A 16,765-nucleotide genomic window follows, 5' to 3' on the forward strand; every position below is an offset into this window, starting at 1 on the left:
GTGGCCACGCCTGCGGGTCACGCAAACCGGGCGGCAAGGCGGGCAGGATCACCTCACCGAGCCGCCGGTGGTAATAGGCAGCCGCGAAAGCGGCCAGTGCGAGCCAGTGCGCATTGAGCGGTGGCAGCCAGGCCAGCCGGTGCGAGACCGGCCGCAGCTTGTCGGCCGGTACCTCGCTGCGATCGGTACCGGCAATCGCCACGCCAACCATCTCGCGTCGGCCGAATGGTACGGCCACGACCTCGCCCGGGCGGACCCGGCCGCCGTCGGGATCGGCGTTCAGATAGTCGAAGCGGTCGTCGGCGGGCGTGTCCAGCGCGATCTGTACCAGCGGCGCTACGGTGCCTGCGGCTTCGTGTTGCGGCGGCGAGCTTGACGGAGATGAGGACAGGGAGGACACGATCAGCGCGGGCGGCGATGGCAGACCGGGTCGGCTGGAGTGCGCACCATACCCGACACGTCGTCGCCGAGACTGTGCATCGGCGGCGCGCTGTCCGGAGTACGGCGGCGAGGCGCCGTCGATTGGGTGCAGTGCAGCATCAACTTAAAGTAAAACTTCAAATGTGGGGCTAAGTCGATGATAGATGACCAGTTTTCCCCTCTCTCCACATCGCCTGTGGATAACTTTGTTGAAAACTTGGGCCTACTTGCCGTGAAGGCGCGCGAAACAAGGCTTTCTGGGTCACCACCACGCTCCAAGGCCTGCTGTCAAGTCATTAAAAATCAATGACTTAGCAATATCCCCCAATCGTGTTAAGTAATAACCCGGTCGTGCACTGCGGAAAGCCCATTTGTGTGCATAAGTCAAGCCTTGACAGGCACCGATTCATCGCCGAAGCGCCATGATGGCGCCCCGCAAGCGCACGAATCGGCAGCACAGACGGCTTGCAGCAGGCGGCTGGCCTATGCCTGCGTGCCCTCGCGCTGCCGCAGCACCCGGCTGTGGCGATGCACTTCGTCCACCAGCACCGACACGCTCTCCGGCGGCGTGAATTGCGAGATGCCATGTCCGAGGTTGAAGACATGGCCATCGCTGCCACCGTCGGCCGCGTAATCGTCCAGCACGCGGCGCGCCTGTTCGCGAATGCCGGCCTCGTCCGCGAACAGCACGGTCGGGTCCAGGTTGCCCTGCAAGGCCACGCGGCCGCCGGTGCGCCGGCGTGCGGCGGCCAGATTGACGGTCCAGTCCAGGCCGATGGCGTCGGCGCCGCTGTCCGCCAGCTGCTCCAGCCACAGGCCGCCGCCCTTGGTAAAGACGATCACCGGCACGCTCTCGCCCTGATGCTCGCGGCGCAGGCCGGCGATGACCTTGCGCATGTAGTCCAGCGAGAAGCGCTGGTACATGCCGTCGGCCAGCGTGCCACCCCAGGTATCGAACAGCATCACGGCCTGCGCGCCGGCCTCGATCTGCGCGTTCAGGTAGGCGGATACCGCCTGCGCATTGATCTCCAGGATCCGGTGCATCAGGTCGGGACGGGCGTACATCATGCCCTTGACCAGCCGGAAGTCGTCGGAGCCGCCGCCTTCGACCATGTAGCAGGCCAGCGTCCACGGGCTGCCGGAGAAGCCGATCAGCGGCACGCGCTGGCGGCCGTCCTGCACCAGCGCGCGGCGGATCGACGCGACCGCATCGAATACGTACTGCAGCTCGCTCATGTCCGGCACCGCCAGCCTGGCGACATCGGCCTCGGTGCGCAGCGGCCGTGCAAAGCGCGGACCTTCGCCCTGCGCAAACGACAGGCCCAGGCCCATCGCATCGGGTACGGTCAGGATGTCGGAGAACAGGATCGCGGCGTCGAGCGGAAAGCGGTCGAGCGGCTGCAGCGTGACTTCGGTGGCAAAGGCCGGATTTTTCGCCAGGCCCAGGAAGCTGCCGGCCCGTGCGCGCGTGGCGTTGTACTCGGGCAGGTAGCGCCCGGCCTGGCGCATCAGCCACAGCGGTGTGTATTCGGTCGGCTGGCGGCGCAGCGCGCGCAGGAAGATGTCGTTTTGCAGTGCGGTCATGGCGGTCCTCGTCAGCAGCCCGCCATTCTACGGGATCGCCACCCCGGCGCCGCCACTATCAGCGGTATGGCGCTGCCATGATGCCGCGCACGCTTGCGCCCGGACTCATTCCTCGTCCAGCAATTGCACGAAGGCCTGGGCGCCGCGCCGCATCCATTCCCGGGCCCGCGGCGATTCGCCCTGCAAGCGGGCGAAGCCATGGGTCATGCCACTCGCCTCGATCGTGATCACCGCGGCGCCTTCGCGGACCAGATGATCGGCGTATGCGAGGCCGTCGTCGCGCAGCACGTCGTGAGCCGCGACCAGCACCACCGTCGACGGAGGGGCCGCGCCGGCGCCGCCGGGAAGCCGCGTCATCAGGTGCAGCCGGGGATCGTCCATCGCGGTACCGTCGGCGAGGCGGGCTTCGCCGACGAACTGCGCCCAGTACCACGCCATTTCGTCGCGGGTCAGGCCCGGCCCTGACGCAAAGGCGCGATAGCTCTCGCTGGCGAACCGGGGCGCGGTGACCGGATAGATCAGCAACTGCGCGCGCACCAGGCCAGGCGTATCGGCATTGGCCAGCGCCGCGGCCTGCGCCGCGAGATGGCCACCGGCGCTGTCGCCGGCGACGGCAAGGAAACGCGGATCGACGTCGAGCGCGTCGCGCCGTTCCGCCAGCCAGCGGATCGCGTCGAGCGCGTCGTCACAGGGGGCGGGATAGGCATGCTCGGGCGCCAGCCGGTAGTCGACGCTGACGACCGCGCAGCCGGTATCGAGTGCCAGCGCCGCGGCGACGCCATGATGGGTGTCGTGCGAGCCCACGACCCAGCCGCCGCCGTGGAAATAGACCAACAGGCGGGGCTTGTCCGGCTCGGTCGGCCGGAACAGTCGCGCGTTCAGCGCCCTGCCCTGCAGCGCGATTTGCAGCTCGGATATGGCCAGGCCATCCGGATCGGGGCGGCGCGACAGCGCCGCGACCTCGCGGAAGCGGGCGCGCCGCTCTACCGCATTGGCAGGCACCGGCGCGCCGGCATAGCGCTCGGCGAGTCCGCGATAGTAGGCAAGCAGGTCTGGGTCGATGGCCATGGCGCGCTGGGCAACAAACGTGGAGTGGAACGAAAGACGGAATGCGAGGGGCGAAGCGAAAGGTCGAATCGAAAGGTCGAATCGAAAGGTCGAATCGAAAGGTCGAATCGGAGGCCCGAATGATAGGCGAGAGCGACAATATGCGGCGGCGCCGCTCAACTGCGCATCGACTCGATCTTGCTGCAGCGGTCCTGCACCGCCATCAGGCCGGCGCGCTTCGCACGGGCCAATGCCTCGTCGTTGACGATGCCCAGTTGCAGCCAGACCCCACGGGCGCCGATCGCGATCGCCTCGTCCACCACGGGCGGCACATCGGGCGAGCGCCGGAAGATATCGACCCAGTCGATGCGCGCGCCCTCCGCCGCCAACGCCTTGGCGGCGTCGTGCAGCGAGGCATGGCAGCGCTCGCCAAGGATCGACTCGCCGGCGTGGTTCGGGTTGACGGGCACGATCCGGTGACCGTGCCGCTGCAGGAAGGCGGCCACCTCGTGGCTGGCGCGCTCGGGCTTGTCGGACAGGCCGACCACGGCGACCGTGCGCAGCTTCAACATGCCTTCGATATCGGCCTGCAGGGCGTCCATTCAGTGCTCCTCGACAAGCGGGCGGGTGGCCCGATGCGATGGAACACTGCCGGTGCACGCCCCCCGCGTCAACCCCGGCGAGGTGACGCGGGGAGCAGTGCCGAAACGGAAATAGTCATGCACCAGAACGATGCCAGCGTGCGGCAGCCAACAAAGTGGCCCGATTTTTGTGGCTATTGCGGCGAATTTGCCGTCTTTTCGCTTTCAACTACTTGCAAACCGATACACTTTGTTACTGCCATCAGGGGAAGTTTCCCCCACAATGCTTTGACACAATGTGAACTTTGTGACGGCGCCGCAAGCCAGAGAGCCCCAGGCGCCCTGAAGAAAGCCCAGCAGCAGAATGTACTGCCGGTGTCCCGATAAACGGCGCGAATAGTAGTGGATCGAGCGCCTGGTTGGATACCGGTGTGCGGCGAACGGTAGCGAAGCCTGCAAGACAGGTTGTCCATGCAACAGGACACGCTACACGTCGCCCGACCGAACCCGTTCCTTCGAATTGACCCCTCGAAGGGATTTTCCCGTCCGCGCGGAGCCTCCCCGGCCCGCGCGCTTTTTTTTGTCGTTTTAGTTTTTTGTCAGTGTTTGTCTGACTTCAGCCAACAGCATAGCTCGCATCATGGAAAAAGGCAGCCTCGCGGCTGCCTTTTTCCTTCGCGCTGACGAAAAAGCAACGCCAGAGCCGGCCCTGCTTACTTCTTCCGGCGCAGGCGCGCGATGGCCGCCAGCTGGGCAGCGGCGACCGCCAGCTCGCTCTGCGCACGCGCCAGATCGAACTCGCTGCTCTGGTTCTGCAGCAGCTCCTCGGCCGCGCGCTTTGCTTCCTGCGCCTTGGCCTCGTCGAGGTCGGCGCCACGGATCGCGGTGTCGGCCAGCACGGTGACGTGCTTGGGCTGGACTTCCAGAATGCCGCCGGCGACGAACACGAACTCTTCGCTGCCGTCTTCCTTCTCGATCCGCACCGCACCCGGATGGATGCGCGTGATCAGCGGCGTGTGCCCGGGCAGGATGCCCAGCTCACCCGACTCGCCCGGCAGCGCCACGAACTTCGCCTGGCCGGAGAAGATCGAGGCTTCCGCGCTGACGACGTCTACAAGAATGGTTGCCATGTGAATTCCTTTGTCCAGTCGCTTCGCTTGCAACGGCGGCGCGCCCGCGCACGCAGACCGTGCCGGCGCGCCGTCGCTTGGCGAGGCTTACTGGAGCTTCTTGGCCTTCTCGAAGGCTTCGTCGATCGAGCCGACCATGTAGAACGCCTGCTCGGGCAGGTGATCGCACTCGCCGTCCACCAGCATCTTGAAGCCGCGGATGGTTTCCTTCAGCGGCACGTACTTGCCCGGCGAACCCGTGAATACTTCCGCAACGTGGAAGGGCTGCGACAGGAAACGCTGGATCTTCCGTGCGCGCGCCACCGCCAGCTTGTCTTCCGGCGACAGTTCGTCCATGCCCAGAATCGCGATGATGTCGCGCAGTTCCTTGTAGCGCTGCAGCGTCTGCTGGACACGGCGGGCCACTTCGTAGTGCTCGGTACCAACGATCTGCGGGTCGAGCTGACGCGAGGTCGAGTCGAGCGGGTCGACGGCCGGGTAGATACCCAGCGCGGCGATGTCACGCGACAGCACGACGGTCGAGTCCAGGTGCAGGAAGGTGGTGGCGGGCGACGGGTCGGTCAAGTCATCCGCGGGCACGTAGACGGCCTGGATCGAGGTGATCGAGCCGGTCTTGGTCGACGTGATGCGCTCCTGCAGCTTGCCCATTTCCTCGGCCAGCGTCGGCTGATAGCCCACGGCCGAAGGCATACGGCCCAGCAGTGCCGACACTTCGGTACCGGCCAGCGTGTAGCGGTAGATGTTGTCGACGAAGAACAGGATGTCGCGGCCTTCGTCACGGAAGCGCTCGGCCATGGTCAGGCCGGTCAGCGCCACGCGCAGACGGTTGCCCGGCGGCTCGTTCATCTGGCCGAACACCATGGCCACCTTGTCGAGCACGTTCGAGTCCTTCATTTCGTGGTAGAAGTCGTTCCCTTCACGGGTACGCTCGCCCACGCCGGCGAACACCGACAAGCCGCTGTGCTGCTTGGCGATGTTGTTGATCAGCTCCATCATGTTGACGGTCTTGCCGACGCCGGCACCGCCGAACAGGCCAACCTTGCCGCCCTTGGCGAACGGGCAGACCAGGTCGATCACCTTGATGCCGGTTTCGAGCAGGTCGACCGAAGGCGACAGCTCATCGAACTGCGGGGCCTTCTGGTGAATCGCGCGCACTTCGTCCGCGGCGATCGGGCCCGCTTCGTCGATGGGACGACCCAGCACGTCCATGATGCGGCCCAGCGTGCCGTGACCGACGGGCACCGAAATCGGCGCGCCGGTGTTCTTCACCGCCATGCCGCGGCGCAGGCCGTCGGACGAGCCCAGCGCGATGGTACGGACCACGCCGTCACCGAGCTGCTGCTGCACTTCGAAGGTCAGGCCCTTCTCGGCGAACGACGCTTCGTTGCTCTCTTCCAGCACCAGCGCGTCGTACACCTTCGGCAGCGCGTCGCGGGGGAACTCGATGTCCACCACGGCGCCAATACACTGCACAATATTTCCGATACTCATTTCGTATCTCCGATAGCTTGAATTCTTGACGCCCAGTCTCGTCAGTTACACCGCTGCCGCACCGCTGACGATTTCCGACAATTCCTTGGTGATCGCTGCCTGGCGGGTCTTGTTGTAGTCCAGCTGCAGTTCTGCAATCACGTTCTTGGCGTTGTCGGACGCCGCCTTCATGGCCACCATGCGTGCCGATTGCTCGGACGCCATGTTCTCGGCCACGGCTTGGTACACCAGCGCTTCGACGTAGCGGACCAGCAGGTCTTCCACCACCGTCTGGGCGTCGGGCTCGTAGATGTAATCCCACGAGTAAGCGCGCTTTTCCTCTTCGGTCTGCGCCATCCGCTCGGCGGACAGCGGCAGCAGCTGCTCGACCATCGGCTCCTGCTTCATGGTGTTGACGAACTTCGTGTACGCCAGGTACACGGCGTCCACCTCACCATTGGTGAAGGCGTCGAGCTGGACCTTGATCGCGCCGATCAGCTTTTCCAGATGCGGCGTATCGCCCAGATGCACCACGTGCGAGACCACCTTGGCGCCAACGCGGCCCAGGAACTGCATACCCTTGGTGCCGATCGCGGTGCTTTGCACCTGCACACCGCGGTTCTGCCATTCGCGCAGCTCGTTGGTGACGGCGCGCAGCACGTTGGTGTTCAGGCCGCCGCACAGCCCCTTGTCGGTCGTCACCACGATCAAGCCGGCGCGCTTGACGTCGCGCGCCTGCAGGAACGGATGCTTGAACTCCGGGTTGGCCGTGGCCAGGTGCGCGGCAATGTTGCGCACCTTCTCGGCGTACGGACGGGCAGCCCGCATCCGCTCCTGCGCCTTGCGCATCTTGGATGCGGCGACCATTTCCATCGCCTTGGTGATCTTGCGCGTGTTCTGCACGCTCTTGATCTTGGTTCGAATCTCTTTCGTTCCGGCCATATCTTCCTCTCCAGTCGTGCCGCGCCGCCGGCTGCCTTCCCTTTCAGGCGCAGGCCGGTTGCGCGGTCCGTGGAATCACGCGGTTAGAACGCGGCGGACTTCTTGAAATCCTCGATCGCGGCACGCAGGGCGGCTTCGTCGTCCTTCGACAGATCCTTGGTGTCTTCGATACGGTTGACGAGATCGGCGTACTTGGTCTTCAGGTGGTCGTGCAGGCCCTTTTCGAACGGCAGGATGTCCTTCACTTCCACGTTGTCGAGGAAGCCATTGTTGGCGGCGTACAGCGACGCGGCCAGCTGCCACACCTGCAGCGGCTGGTATTGCGGCTGCTTGAGCAGTTCCATCACGCGGCGGCCGCGCTCGAGCTGCTTGCGGGTGGCATCGTCCAGGTCCGAGGCGAACTGCGCGAACGCAGCCAGTTCACGGTACTGGGCCAGGTCGGTACGGATACCGCCGGACAGCTTCTTGATGACCTTGGTCTGGGCGGCGCCACCGACGCGCGACACCGAGATACCGGCGTTGATCGCGGGGCGGATACCGGCGTTGAACAGGTCGGTTTCCAGGAAGATCTGGCCGTCGGTAATCGAGATCACGTTGGTCGGCACGAACGCGGACACGTCGCCGGCCTGCGTTTCGATCACGGGCAGCGCGGTCAGCGAACCGGTCTTGCCCTTGACTTCGCCGTTCGTGAACTTCTCGACGTAGTCGGCGTTGACGCGCGCGGCGCGCTCCAGCAGACGCGAGTGCAGGTAGAACACGTCGCCGGGGTAGGCTTCGCGGCCGGGCGGGCGGCGCAGCAGCAGCGACACCTGGCGATAGGCCCAGGCCTGCTTGGTCAGGTCGTCATAGACGATCAGCGCGTCTTCGCCGCGATCGCGGAAGTACTCGCCCATCGTGCAGCCGGCGTAGGCGGCCAGGTACTGCATGGCAGCCGAGTCCGAAGCGGCGGCGGCCACCACGACCGTGTACTCCATCGCGCCGGTCTCTTCCAGCTTGCGTACCACGTTGGCGATCGTCGAAGCCTTCTGGCCGATTGCCACGTAGACGCAGAAGACGCCCTTGCCCTTCTGGTTGATGATCGCGTCGACGGCGACGGCGGTCTTGCCCGTCTGGCGGTCGCCGATGATCAGCTCGCGCTGGCCGCGGCCGATCGGCACCATCGCGTCGATCGACTTCAGGCCGGTCTGCACCGGCTGGCTCACCGACTGGCGTGCGATCACGCCCGGGGCGACCTTCTCGATCACGTCGGTCTGCTTGGCGTTGATCGGGCCCTTGCCATCGATCGGCTGGCCCAGCGTGTTGACCACGCGGCCCAGCAGTTCCTTGCCCACCGGCACTTCCAGAATGCGGCCGGTGCACTTGACCTGGTCGCCTTCCGAGATGTGCTCGTAGTCGCCCAGCACCACGGCGCCGACAGAGTCGCGCTCGAGGTTCAGCGCCAGGCCGAAGGTGTTGCCGGGGAATTCCAGCATCTCGCCCTGCATCACGCCGGACAGGCCGTGCACGCGGCAGATGCCATCGGTCACGGAAATCACCGTGCCGGTGTTGCGCACTTCAGCTTCGGCGCCAAGGCCCGAGATGCGGGACTTGATCAGCTCGCTGATTTCTGAGGGGTTCAGTTGCATCACAATGCTCCTAATTCTTCAATCCGTCGGCTGTCCGCACATCAGGCGGTCAGCGCGGCTTGCATGGCGGCCAGGCGCGCGCGCACCGAGGTGTCCAGCACTTCGTCGCCCACCTTGACGCGAACGCCGCCGATCAGCGAGGGGTCGACCGTCACGGCCGGCACCAGCTTGCGCCCGAACTTGCGTTCGAGCGAGGCGACCAGATCGGTCAGCGACGCGCCGTCGAGCGGGAACGCGCTGGTGATTTCGACGTCGGCCGAACCTTCTTGGGCGTTCTTCAGCGCATGGAACTGCTCGGCAATCTCCGGCAGCACGGTCAGGCGGTCGTTGTCCACCAGCAACTGCACGAAGCGGCGCGCCTCGTCGTTGGCCGGAGACTTCAGCACCGACAGGAACAGTTCGGCCAGCTTGTCGCCGGGAACGTTCGGATCGTCGGCCAGCGCCTTGATCTCCGGGGTGGCCGCGACCTGCCCCATTTCCGAAACCAGCTCGGACCATGCACCCAGATTGCCGGCGTTGGCCTCGCTGGCGACGCGGAACAGCGCCTCGGCGTAGGGACGGGCAATGGTTGCGGTTTCTGCCATGATTAGAGCTCGGCCTTCAGTTGGTTGAGCAGGTCGGCGTGGACCTGCGCATTCACTTCACGCTTGAGGATCTGCTCTGCACCCTTGACGGCCAGCACGGCGACCTGGTCGCGCAGCTGCTCGCGTGCCTTGGTGACCTGCTGCTCGGCGTCCGCCTTCGCTTGCGCGATGATGCGTGCGGCTTCGGCCTGGGCGTTTTGCTTGATCTCTTCGGCGACCATCTGGGCGCGCTTCTCGGCGTCGGCGACGCGTTGCGCACCTTCGGCGCGGGCTTCGGCCAGAGCCACGTCCACGCGCTTGTTGGCCAGCTCGAGTTCGGCCTTGCCCTTTTCGGCAGCCGCGAGACCGTCGGCGATTTTCTTTGCGCGTTCGTCGAGCGCCTTCACCAGCGGCGGCCAAATGAATTTGGCGACAACCCACCACAGGATGAAGAACACGACCATCTGCGCAAAAAACGTTGCGTTCAGATTCATGGTGTGTTCCTTTCGGTAATCAAACTACAGATAAATGCGCAAAGGCGGCCAGGCTAGTGGCCTGCGCCGCCCGTCAGCATCATGCAGACCGAAAAGATTTACTGAATGACGGCCAGCAGCGGGTTGGCGAACGCGAACAGCATGGCCACACCCACACCGATCAGGAATGCCGCGTCGATCAGGCCGGCCAGCAGGAACATCTTGGTCTGCAGCGGGTTCATCAGTTCCGGCTGACGCGCGCAGGCTTCGATGTACTTGCCACCCATCAGAGCGATACCCAGGCAGGCACCGATCGCGCCCAGGCCGATGATGATGCCGATACCGATGGCGGTCAGACCCTGGATGTTGGCGAGAAATTCTTGCATGACGACTCCTTTAATTTGAGAAGAGACTTAGAACCAAAAAAACCAAAAACCAAAAAACCGGAAATCAGTGCTTGTCGTGTGCCTGGCCGAGGTACACCAGCGTCAGCATCATGAAAATGAAGGCCTGCAGCAGCACGATCAGGATGTGGAAGATCGCCCAGACCGCGCCGGCAATCACGTGGCCGACGAAGCCCAGAGCCGACAGGTCGGCGCCGAAGGTCCACATCGAGCCCAGCAGCGCGATCAGCAGGAACACCAGTTCGCCCGCGTACATATTGCCGAACAGTCGCATGCCGAGCGAAACGGCCTTGGCCAGGAATTCGATGATGTTCAGCACCAGGTTGAACGGGGCCAGGTACCACTTGCCGCCGAACGGGGCCGACAGCAGTTCGTGCGCGAAGCCGCCCGCGCCCTTGATCTTGAAGCTGTAGTAGATCATCAGGATCAGCACGGCGAACGACATGCCCAGCGTGCCGTTCAGGTCTGCGGTCGCCACGGCCTTGTGGTGCGGCAGGTGAAAGCCGAACACGCCCAGCAGGTGGTTCAGGCCATGGACCCAGTCAACCGGGATCAGGTCGATCGCGTTCATCATGGTGATCCAGCAGAACACCATCAGCGCCAGCGGCGCGATCCACGAGCGGTCGCCGTGGATGATGCCCTTGGCCTGATCGTCGACCATCTCGACGATCATCTCGACGAAGGCCTGGAAGCGGCCCGGCACGCCGGCGGTGACACGGCGCGCGGCCATGTACAGGAACAGCACGGCGATCGCGCCGCACAGCACCGACCAGATCACGGTGTCGTAATTGATCACGCTGAAGTCGACCACGGAGGCCTGCTTGCCGCCGATCGAATTCAGGTTCTGCAAATGTTCGGCGATATAGCCGGATGGGGTGAGCGCGTTTTCAGCGCCTTGAGCAGTTGCCATGTCGAATCGAACCGTATATTGCGAAACCTGTTTGACCAGCATTCGCCATCGCGAACACTCGGTATGCTTCTTGCACCGCCTTCGGCTCGTCGGCCGGTCACCGCAATGCAAGACGCTTCGTTACTTCCCGACGCCGCGCCCGATTCCGATCGGTGCGACATCCAAACCTTGTTTTCTCGAAACCGGCCCTCAATTGCCCTGAATCAGGACAACGCGGCACCGGTTCGGGGCATGGCAATCTGCAATTCGACGAATCGAAAATCGATCGAACCCTCTATCGAATCGCCAGCGCCACCCAGTACGTCTTCAACGCAAGCAGGAACGTGACCAGCATCGGCACCCAACGCAGATCGCGGTACAGCACCACCACCAGCACGAACAGCGCGACGGTGGCCAGCACCTTGATCGCCTCGCCGATCACCAGGCCGCCGATCGACGCACGGTCCCGCGCGAGCCACAGCCGGAAGGCGAAGAACGCGCTTGGCACGCAGCACACGGCGCCGCCGAACAGCGCCGACCAGCCGTACGGTCCGGCTTCGGGGCCGAACACCGCCCAGCCGATCGCCGACAACAGCGTCACCGCGACTTGCGCCAGTACCACCTTGCCCGGCGTCATCCGCGACGGCCGCAGCGCGCGTTCACCGAACAGCGACACCGCATCGTCGTGCGACAGTGGCCGGATCGGCGCGGGGCGCTCATCGTCGTCGCGCCAGTCGTCCTGGTCCCAGTCATCCGGCTGAGGCACGGAATTCCGCTCGGTACGGTCGGTATTCGATCCCGCGCGAGGCGGCTTGGGGTCTGTCGCCACTACAACTTGTCGGTCTGCCTGCTTGCAGTTCTGACCAGGAACTTTTCGTCCTCGGCCAGTATTCAAACCGCACGATTTTACGGGGAATGCGGATAACGAGTCAATCTGCTTACAGTTGCCTTGCAAGGCAAAACACCACAACTCTTGCTATCTCGCCTTGATCATGCTTGCGCGGATATTGCGCGGCAATGACCTGACACGTAATCGGATTGCGTAGCAAAAAAATGGCGCCGGGGGAAGAACCCGGCGCCATTCGCTCGGCTCCATTGGGCGATCATCGCCCAACTGTCTTCATGCGACCTGCCGCCCCGCGGCCGGTTCGCGCAGACGGGCAAGTACACCGTCGAGCGCGTCGTTGCTGGAAAACTGGATGGTCAGCTGGCCCTTGCCGCGGGCGCCGAGCTTGATCTGCACCGGCATGCCGAGCGCGTCGGACAGCTCCTCCTCCAGTCGTGCCACATCGCGCGCGCCCTGGCCGGTCTTCTGCTTCAGCGACTTCAGATCGAACGGCTTCAGCGTCGAGGTCACCAGCTTCTCGGTCTCGCGCACCGACAGCCGCTTGTTGACGATCTGGTTGGCCAGCGTGATCTGATGCGCGCCGTCCACCGCGAGCAGTGCGCGCGCATGTCCCATGTCGAGATCGCCGGCCATCAGCATCGTCTGCACCGGCTGCGCCAGGTTCAGCAGACGCAGCAGATTCGACACCGCGCTGCGCGAGCGGCCGACCGACTCGGCCGCCTGCTCGTGGGTGAACTTGAATTCGCGGATCAAGCGCATGATGCCCTGCGCCTCTTCCAGCGGGTTCAGATCCTCGCGCTGGATGTTCTCGATCAGGGCCATCGCCGCGGCGGCCTCGTCGGCCACGTCCTTGATCAGCACCGGCACCTTGTCCAGGCCCGCCAGCTTCGACGCGCGAAAGCGCCGCTCGCCCGCGATGATCTCGTAGCGGTCCGGCTCGGCCACGCGCCGCACCAGGATCGGCTGCATCAGCCCCTGTGCGCGGATGCTCGCGGCAAGCTCCTGCAACGCCCCCTCGTCCATCCGCGTGCGCGGCTGGTACTTGCCGGGCTGCAGCTGGTCGACGCGCAGCACGGTGGGAGAACCGTCCTGGCGCGCCGCCTCGACGATCTCCGCCGGGCCGCCCAGCAGGGCTTCCAGCCCGCGGCCCAGGCCCTTCTTCTTCGCGGTACTCATGGTGGTGGCTCCTTGCTTGCTGCCGTTCGCCGGCTCAGGCGATCTGGCCCAGTTGCTTGACGCGCGCGATCATCTCGGCGCCGAAATCGAGGTAGGCCTTGGCGCCCTTCGACGCGGGATCGAAGGCCACGCCCGGCATGCCGTACGACGGCGCCTCGGCCAGACGGACATTGCGCGGGATCATCGTCTTGAACACCTTGTCGCCGAAGTGGGCTTCCAGCTGGGCGGACACCTGCTGCTGCAGCGTCACGCGCGGATCGAACATCACACGCAGCAGCCCGATGACCTTCAGGTCCTTGTTCAGGTTCGCGTGTACCTGCTTGATCGTATTGACCAGATCGGACAGCCCCTCCAGCGCGAAGTACTCGCACTGCATCGGCACGATCACGCCATGCGCGGCGCACAGGCCGTTCAGCGTCAGCAGCGACAGCGACGGCGGGCAGTCGATCAGCACGAAATCGTACTCGCCCTCGACCTCGGCCAGCGCCTGGCGCAGCCGGCGCTCGCGGTGTTCGAGCTCGACCAGTTCGACTTCGGCACCGGCCAGCTCGCGGTTCGCCGGCAGCACGTCGTACTTGCCGGACTCCGAACGCTGGCGCGCCTGCGGGATCGTGGCAAAGCCGACCAGCACCTGATAGACGCTGTGCTGCAGCCCCTGCTTGTCGATGCCAGAACCCATCGACGCATTGCCTTGCGGATCGAGATCGACCAGCAGCACGCGCTGCCCTTGCGCGGCAAGGCCAGCGGCGAGGTTCACCGTGGTGGTCGTCTTGCCCACCCCGCCCTTCTGGTTTGCGATCACGAATACCTTTGCCATGGGTTCTGCAGCTCCTCGCTTGTATTCAGTCGGCGCGCGCATCGCTGCGCTCACCACGGCGCGATAGCACCACCAGGTGGCGCTGCGCGTCCAGTTCGGGCACCGCCAGCTGCGGCACCGCTTCGACCTGCCAGGCCGACATCAGTCCGGCCTGCTCCATCCGCTCCAGTTCCGCCTGCGGGTAGATACCCTTCATCGCGATCAGGCGGCCGCCGGGCGCCAGCAGATGGCCGGCGAGCGTGACGAAATCGGTCAGCTCGGCGAAGGCCCGCGACGTGATCACGGCGAAGCCGTCGGCGTCCGCAAGCTTTTCCACCGGCCCCCAATGCGCCGCCGCATTGCCCAGCCGCAGCTGCGCACGGCACTGGGTCAGGAAGGCGGTTTTCTTCTGCACGATGTCGACCATCAGTACCGACACGTCGGGACAGGCGATCGCCAGCGGCAGGCCCGGCATGCCACCGCCCGAGCCGACGTCGAGCACCCTGCCCCGCGCGCCCGGCGTCACCTCGGGCCGGCGCGCCGCTTCGGCCAGCGCCGGCACCGCGGCCAGCGAGTCCAGCAGATGATGCGTCAGCATCTCGTCCGGATGGCGGATTGCGGTCAGGTTATAGGTGGCGTTCCATTTGCGCAGCAGCGCCAGATAGGCGAGCAGCGTCTCGACGCGGGCACCGTCCAGCGGCAGGCCGATCGCGGCCAGGCCGGCCTCGAGGCGGCGGCGCTGGGCGGCCTCATCGACCGCGCCGTGGCGCCGCGCCCGGGATGCTTGCAGACCGCTCACTCAGGCCGCCTCGCGGCCCGAGCCGGCCGTCTTGCCGCGCCCCATGCCCTTCTTCTTCAGATGTACCAACAGCAGCGAGATGGCCGCCGGGGTGACGCCCGAGATGCGCGAGGCCTGGCCAAGCGTCTGCGGACGGTGCTGGTTCAGCTTCTGGCTGACCTCGAAGCCGAGGCCGCGCACTTCGGTGTAGTCGAAGTCGTCCGGCAGCCGGGTCGATTCGTTGGCTTCCAGCTTGTCGACCTCGGCGGCCTGGCGGGCAATATAGCCGTGGTACTTGATGCCGATCTCGATCTGCTCGCGGATCTGTTCGGCCTGCAGCCGGTCGTCGGCCAGCGGCTCGCCCGGCGCATGGCGACCGTCCTGCAGTGCCATCAGTGCCTCGTAGCCGACGCCCGGACGCCGCAGCAGGTCCGCCAGGCTATATTCGCGCTCGATCGCCTTGCCGAGCAGCGGCACCGCGTCCTCCGCCGGAAGGCTGGCCGGGTTGACCCAGGTGCTCTTCAGGCGCTCTGTTTCACGTGAAACAGCGTCGCGCTTGCGGTTGAAGGCGTCCCAGCGCGCGTCGTCGACCACGCCGAGCTCGCGGCCGATCTCGGTCAGCCGCATGTCAGCGTTGTCCTCGCGCAGGCTCAGGCGGAACTCGGCTCGGCTGGTGAACATCCGGTACGGCTCGGTCACGCCACGCGTGATCAGGTCGTCCACCAGCACGCCCAGGTACGCCTGGTCGCGGCGCGGCGCCCAGGCCTCGCGCTCCTCCGCATAGCGGCCGGCGTTGATGCCTGCCAGCAGCCCTTGGGCCGCGGCTTCTTCGTAGCCGGTGGTGCCATTGATCTGGCCGGCGAAGAACAGCCCGCCGATCGCCTTGCTCTCCAGCGAGGCCTTCAGCGCGCGCGGATCGAAGTAGTCGTACTCGATTGCATAGCCGGGACGCAGGATATGGGCGTTCTCGAGGCCGCGGATCGAATGCACCAGCTCCAGCTGGACATCGAACGGCAGGCTGGTCGAGATGCCGTTGGGATAGAACTCGTTGGTCGTCAGCCCTTCCGGCTCCAGGAAGATCTGGTGGCTTTCCTTGCTGGCAAAGCGATGGATCTTGTCCTCGATGCTCGGGCAGTAACGCGGCCCCACCCCTTCGATCACGCCGGTGTACATCGGCGAGCGATCCAGCCCGCCCCGGATGATCTCGTGGGTACGGGCATTGGTGTGGGTGATCCAGCACGGCAGCTGCTGCGGATGCTGCTCAGGACGGCCCAGGAACGAGAACACCGGCACCGGATCGAGGTCGCCGGGCTGTTCTTCCATCACCGAGAAGTCGATCGTACGGCCATCGATGCGCGGCGGCGTGCCGGTCTTCAGCCGGCCCTGCGGCAGCCTCAGCTCCTTGAGGCGGGCCGACAGCGTCACCGCGGCGGGATCGCCGGCGCGGCCTCCGGTGTAGTTGTCCAGGCCCACGTGGATCTTGCCGTCCAGGAAGGTGCCTGCCGTCAGCACCACCGCGCGGGCACGGAAGCGGACACCAACCTGCGTCACTGCGCCAACCACGCGGTCGCCTTCGACCATCAGGTCGTCGACGGCCTGCTGGAACAGCATCAGATTGGGCTGGTTCTCCAGCCGGGTGCGGATCGCCTTGCGGTACAAGACACGATCGGCCTGGGCGCGCGTCGCACGCACGGCCGGGCCCTTGCTGGAATTCAGGATGCGGAACTGGATGCCGGCCTCGTCGGTGGCGGCCGCCATGGCGCCGCCAAGGGCGTCGACTTCCTTGACCAGATGCCCCTTGCCGATGCCGCCGATCGACGGATTGCAGCTCATCTGCCCGAGCGTCTCGATGCTATGGGTCAGCAGCAGCGTCTGGCAGCCCATACGGGCCGCGGCCAAGGCCGCTTCGGTGCCGGCATGGCCACCGCCGACGACAATGACATCGAATTCTTTCGGGTAAAGCATGGGGGCACCTCCTCCGGGAGGCTGGAGAGGGAAAAACGGGATGCCGAATTATACCGGCATTCATTGGGGCATTCC

General features: G+C 65.3%; 16 protein-coding genes and 1 pseudogene. All 17 read right to left on the reverse strand.

The annotated features are described in order from the left end of the window. Positions 1 to 391 (reverse strand): annotated as a pseudogene (locus B551_RS10855) (primosomal protein N'); the annotation flags it as partial. Positions 392 to 903: 512 nt separating this feature from the next. Further along, positions 904 to 2,004, reverse strand: coding sequence for a uroporphyrinogen decarboxylase (gene hemE, locus B551_RS10860; RefSeq protein WP_006579585.1), 1,101 nt, complete (start codon positions 2,002 to 2,004; stop codon positions 904 to 906). 105 nt (positions 2,005 to 2,109) lie between these two features. Next, entirely contained in the window at positions 2,110 to 3,072 is a 963-nt protein-coding gene (locus tag B551_RS10865; protein ID WP_006579586.1) for an alpha/beta hydrolase, read from the reverse strand. A 155-nt stretch (positions 3,073 to 3,227) separates the two neighbouring features. Next, the gene (locus B551_RS10870) at positions 3,228 to 3,653 is read right to left on the reverse strand and encodes a CoA-binding protein (RefSeq protein ID WP_006579587.1); all 426 of its coding nucleotides are present in this window, start codon (positions 3,651 to 3,653) and stop codon (positions 3,228 to 3,230) included. Positions 3,654 to 4,345: 692 nt separating this feature from the next. After that, entirely contained in the window at positions 4,346 to 4,762 is a 417-nt protein-coding gene (locus tag B551_RS10875; RefSeq protein ID WP_006579588.1) for a F0F1 ATP synthase subunit epsilon, read from the reverse strand. Between the two features lie 87 nt (positions 4,763 to 4,849). Beyond that, positions 4,850 to 6,253 (reverse strand): F0F1 ATP synthase subunit beta, encoded by a 1,404-nt coding sequence (gene atpD / locus B551_RS10880; RefSeq protein WP_023264072.1) that lies wholly within the window; start codon positions 6,251 to 6,253, stop codon positions 4,850 to 4,852. Between the two features lie 45 nt (positions 6,254 to 6,298). Continuing rightward, positions 6,299 to 7,174: a F0F1 ATP synthase subunit gamma gene (gene atpG, locus B551_RS10885; protein WP_006579749.1), complete on the reverse strand. Its 876-nt coding sequence runs from the start codon at positions 7,172 to 7,174 to the stop codon at positions 6,299 to 6,301. Between the two features lie 83 nt (positions 7,175 to 7,257). Beyond that, positions 7,258 to 8,799 carry a F0F1 ATP synthase subunit alpha gene (gene atpA / locus B551_RS10890; protein WP_006579748.1) on the reverse strand — a complete coding sequence of 514 codons (1,542 nt, stop codon included), beginning with the start codon at positions 8,797 to 8,799 and terminating at the stop codon, positions 7,258 to 7,260. 41 nt (positions 8,800 to 8,840) lie between these two features. Next, on the reverse strand, positions 8,841 to 9,383 hold the full coding sequence (locus tag B551_RS10895) for a F0F1 ATP synthase subunit delta (RefSeq protein WP_006579747.1): 543 nt from the start codon (positions 9,381 to 9,383) through the stop codon (positions 8,841 to 8,843). A gap of 2 nt (positions 9,384 to 9,385) precedes the next feature. Continuing rightward, positions 9,386 to 9,856 (reverse strand): F0F1 ATP synthase subunit B, encoded by a 471-nt coding sequence (locus tag B551_RS10900; protein WP_006579746.1) that lies wholly within the window; start codon positions 9,854 to 9,856, stop codon positions 9,386 to 9,388. A gap of 98 nt (positions 9,857 to 9,954) precedes the next feature. Then, on the reverse strand, positions 9,955 to 10,221 hold the full coding sequence (gene atpE, locus B551_RS10905; protein ID WP_006579745.1) for a F0F1 ATP synthase subunit C: 267 nt from the start codon (positions 10,219 to 10,221) through the stop codon (positions 9,955 to 9,957). Positions 10,222 to 10,285: 64 nt separating this feature from the next. Continuing rightward, positions 10,286 to 11,149, reverse strand: a complete 864-nt coding sequence (gene atpB / locus B551_RS10910; RefSeq protein ID WP_043438836.1) for a F0F1 ATP synthase subunit A — start codon at positions 11,147 to 11,149, stop codon at positions 10,286 to 10,288. A 274-nt stretch (positions 11,150 to 11,423) separates the two neighbouring features. Then, positions 11,424 to 11,894, reverse strand: a complete 471-nt coding sequence (locus B551_RS10915) for an ATP synthase subunit I (protein WP_006579742.1) — start codon at positions 11,892 to 11,894, stop codon at positions 11,424 to 11,426. Positions 11,895 to 12,248: 354 nt separating this feature from the next. After that, positions 12,249 to 13,151 carry a ParB/RepB/Spo0J family partition protein gene (locus B551_RS10920; protein ID WP_023264074.1) on the reverse strand — a complete coding sequence of 301 codons (903 nt, stop codon included), beginning with the start codon at positions 13,149 to 13,151 and terminating at the stop codon, positions 12,249 to 12,251. Between the two features lie 34 nt (positions 13,152 to 13,185). Then, the gene (locus B551_RS10925; protein WP_006579397.1) at positions 13,186 to 13,968 is read right to left on the reverse strand and encodes a ParA family protein; all 783 of its coding nucleotides are present in this window, start codon (positions 13,966 to 13,968) and stop codon (positions 13,186 to 13,188) included. Positions 13,969 to 13,993: 25 nt separating this feature from the next. Beyond that, entirely contained in the window at positions 13,994 to 14,737 is a 744-nt protein-coding gene (gene rsmG, locus B551_RS10930; protein ID WP_043438838.1) for a 16S rRNA (guanine(527)-N(7))-methyltransferase RsmG, read from the reverse strand. 9 nt (positions 14,738 to 14,746) lie between these two features. Further along, the gene (gene mnmG, locus B551_RS10935) at positions 14,747 to 16,690 is read right to left on the reverse strand and encodes a tRNA uridine-5-carboxymethylaminomethyl(34) synthesis enzyme MnmG (RefSeq protein WP_006577653.1); all 1,944 of its coding nucleotides are present in this window, start codon (positions 16,688 to 16,690) and stop codon (positions 14,747 to 14,749) included. Between the last annotated feature and the right edge of the window lie 75 nt (positions 16,691 to 16,765).

Origin of the sequence: Cupriavidus sp. HPC(L) (genome assembly GCF_000307735.3) — a bacterium.
GTDB lineage: Bacteria > Pseudomonadota > Gammaproteobacteria > Burkholderiales > Burkholderiaceae > Cupriavidus.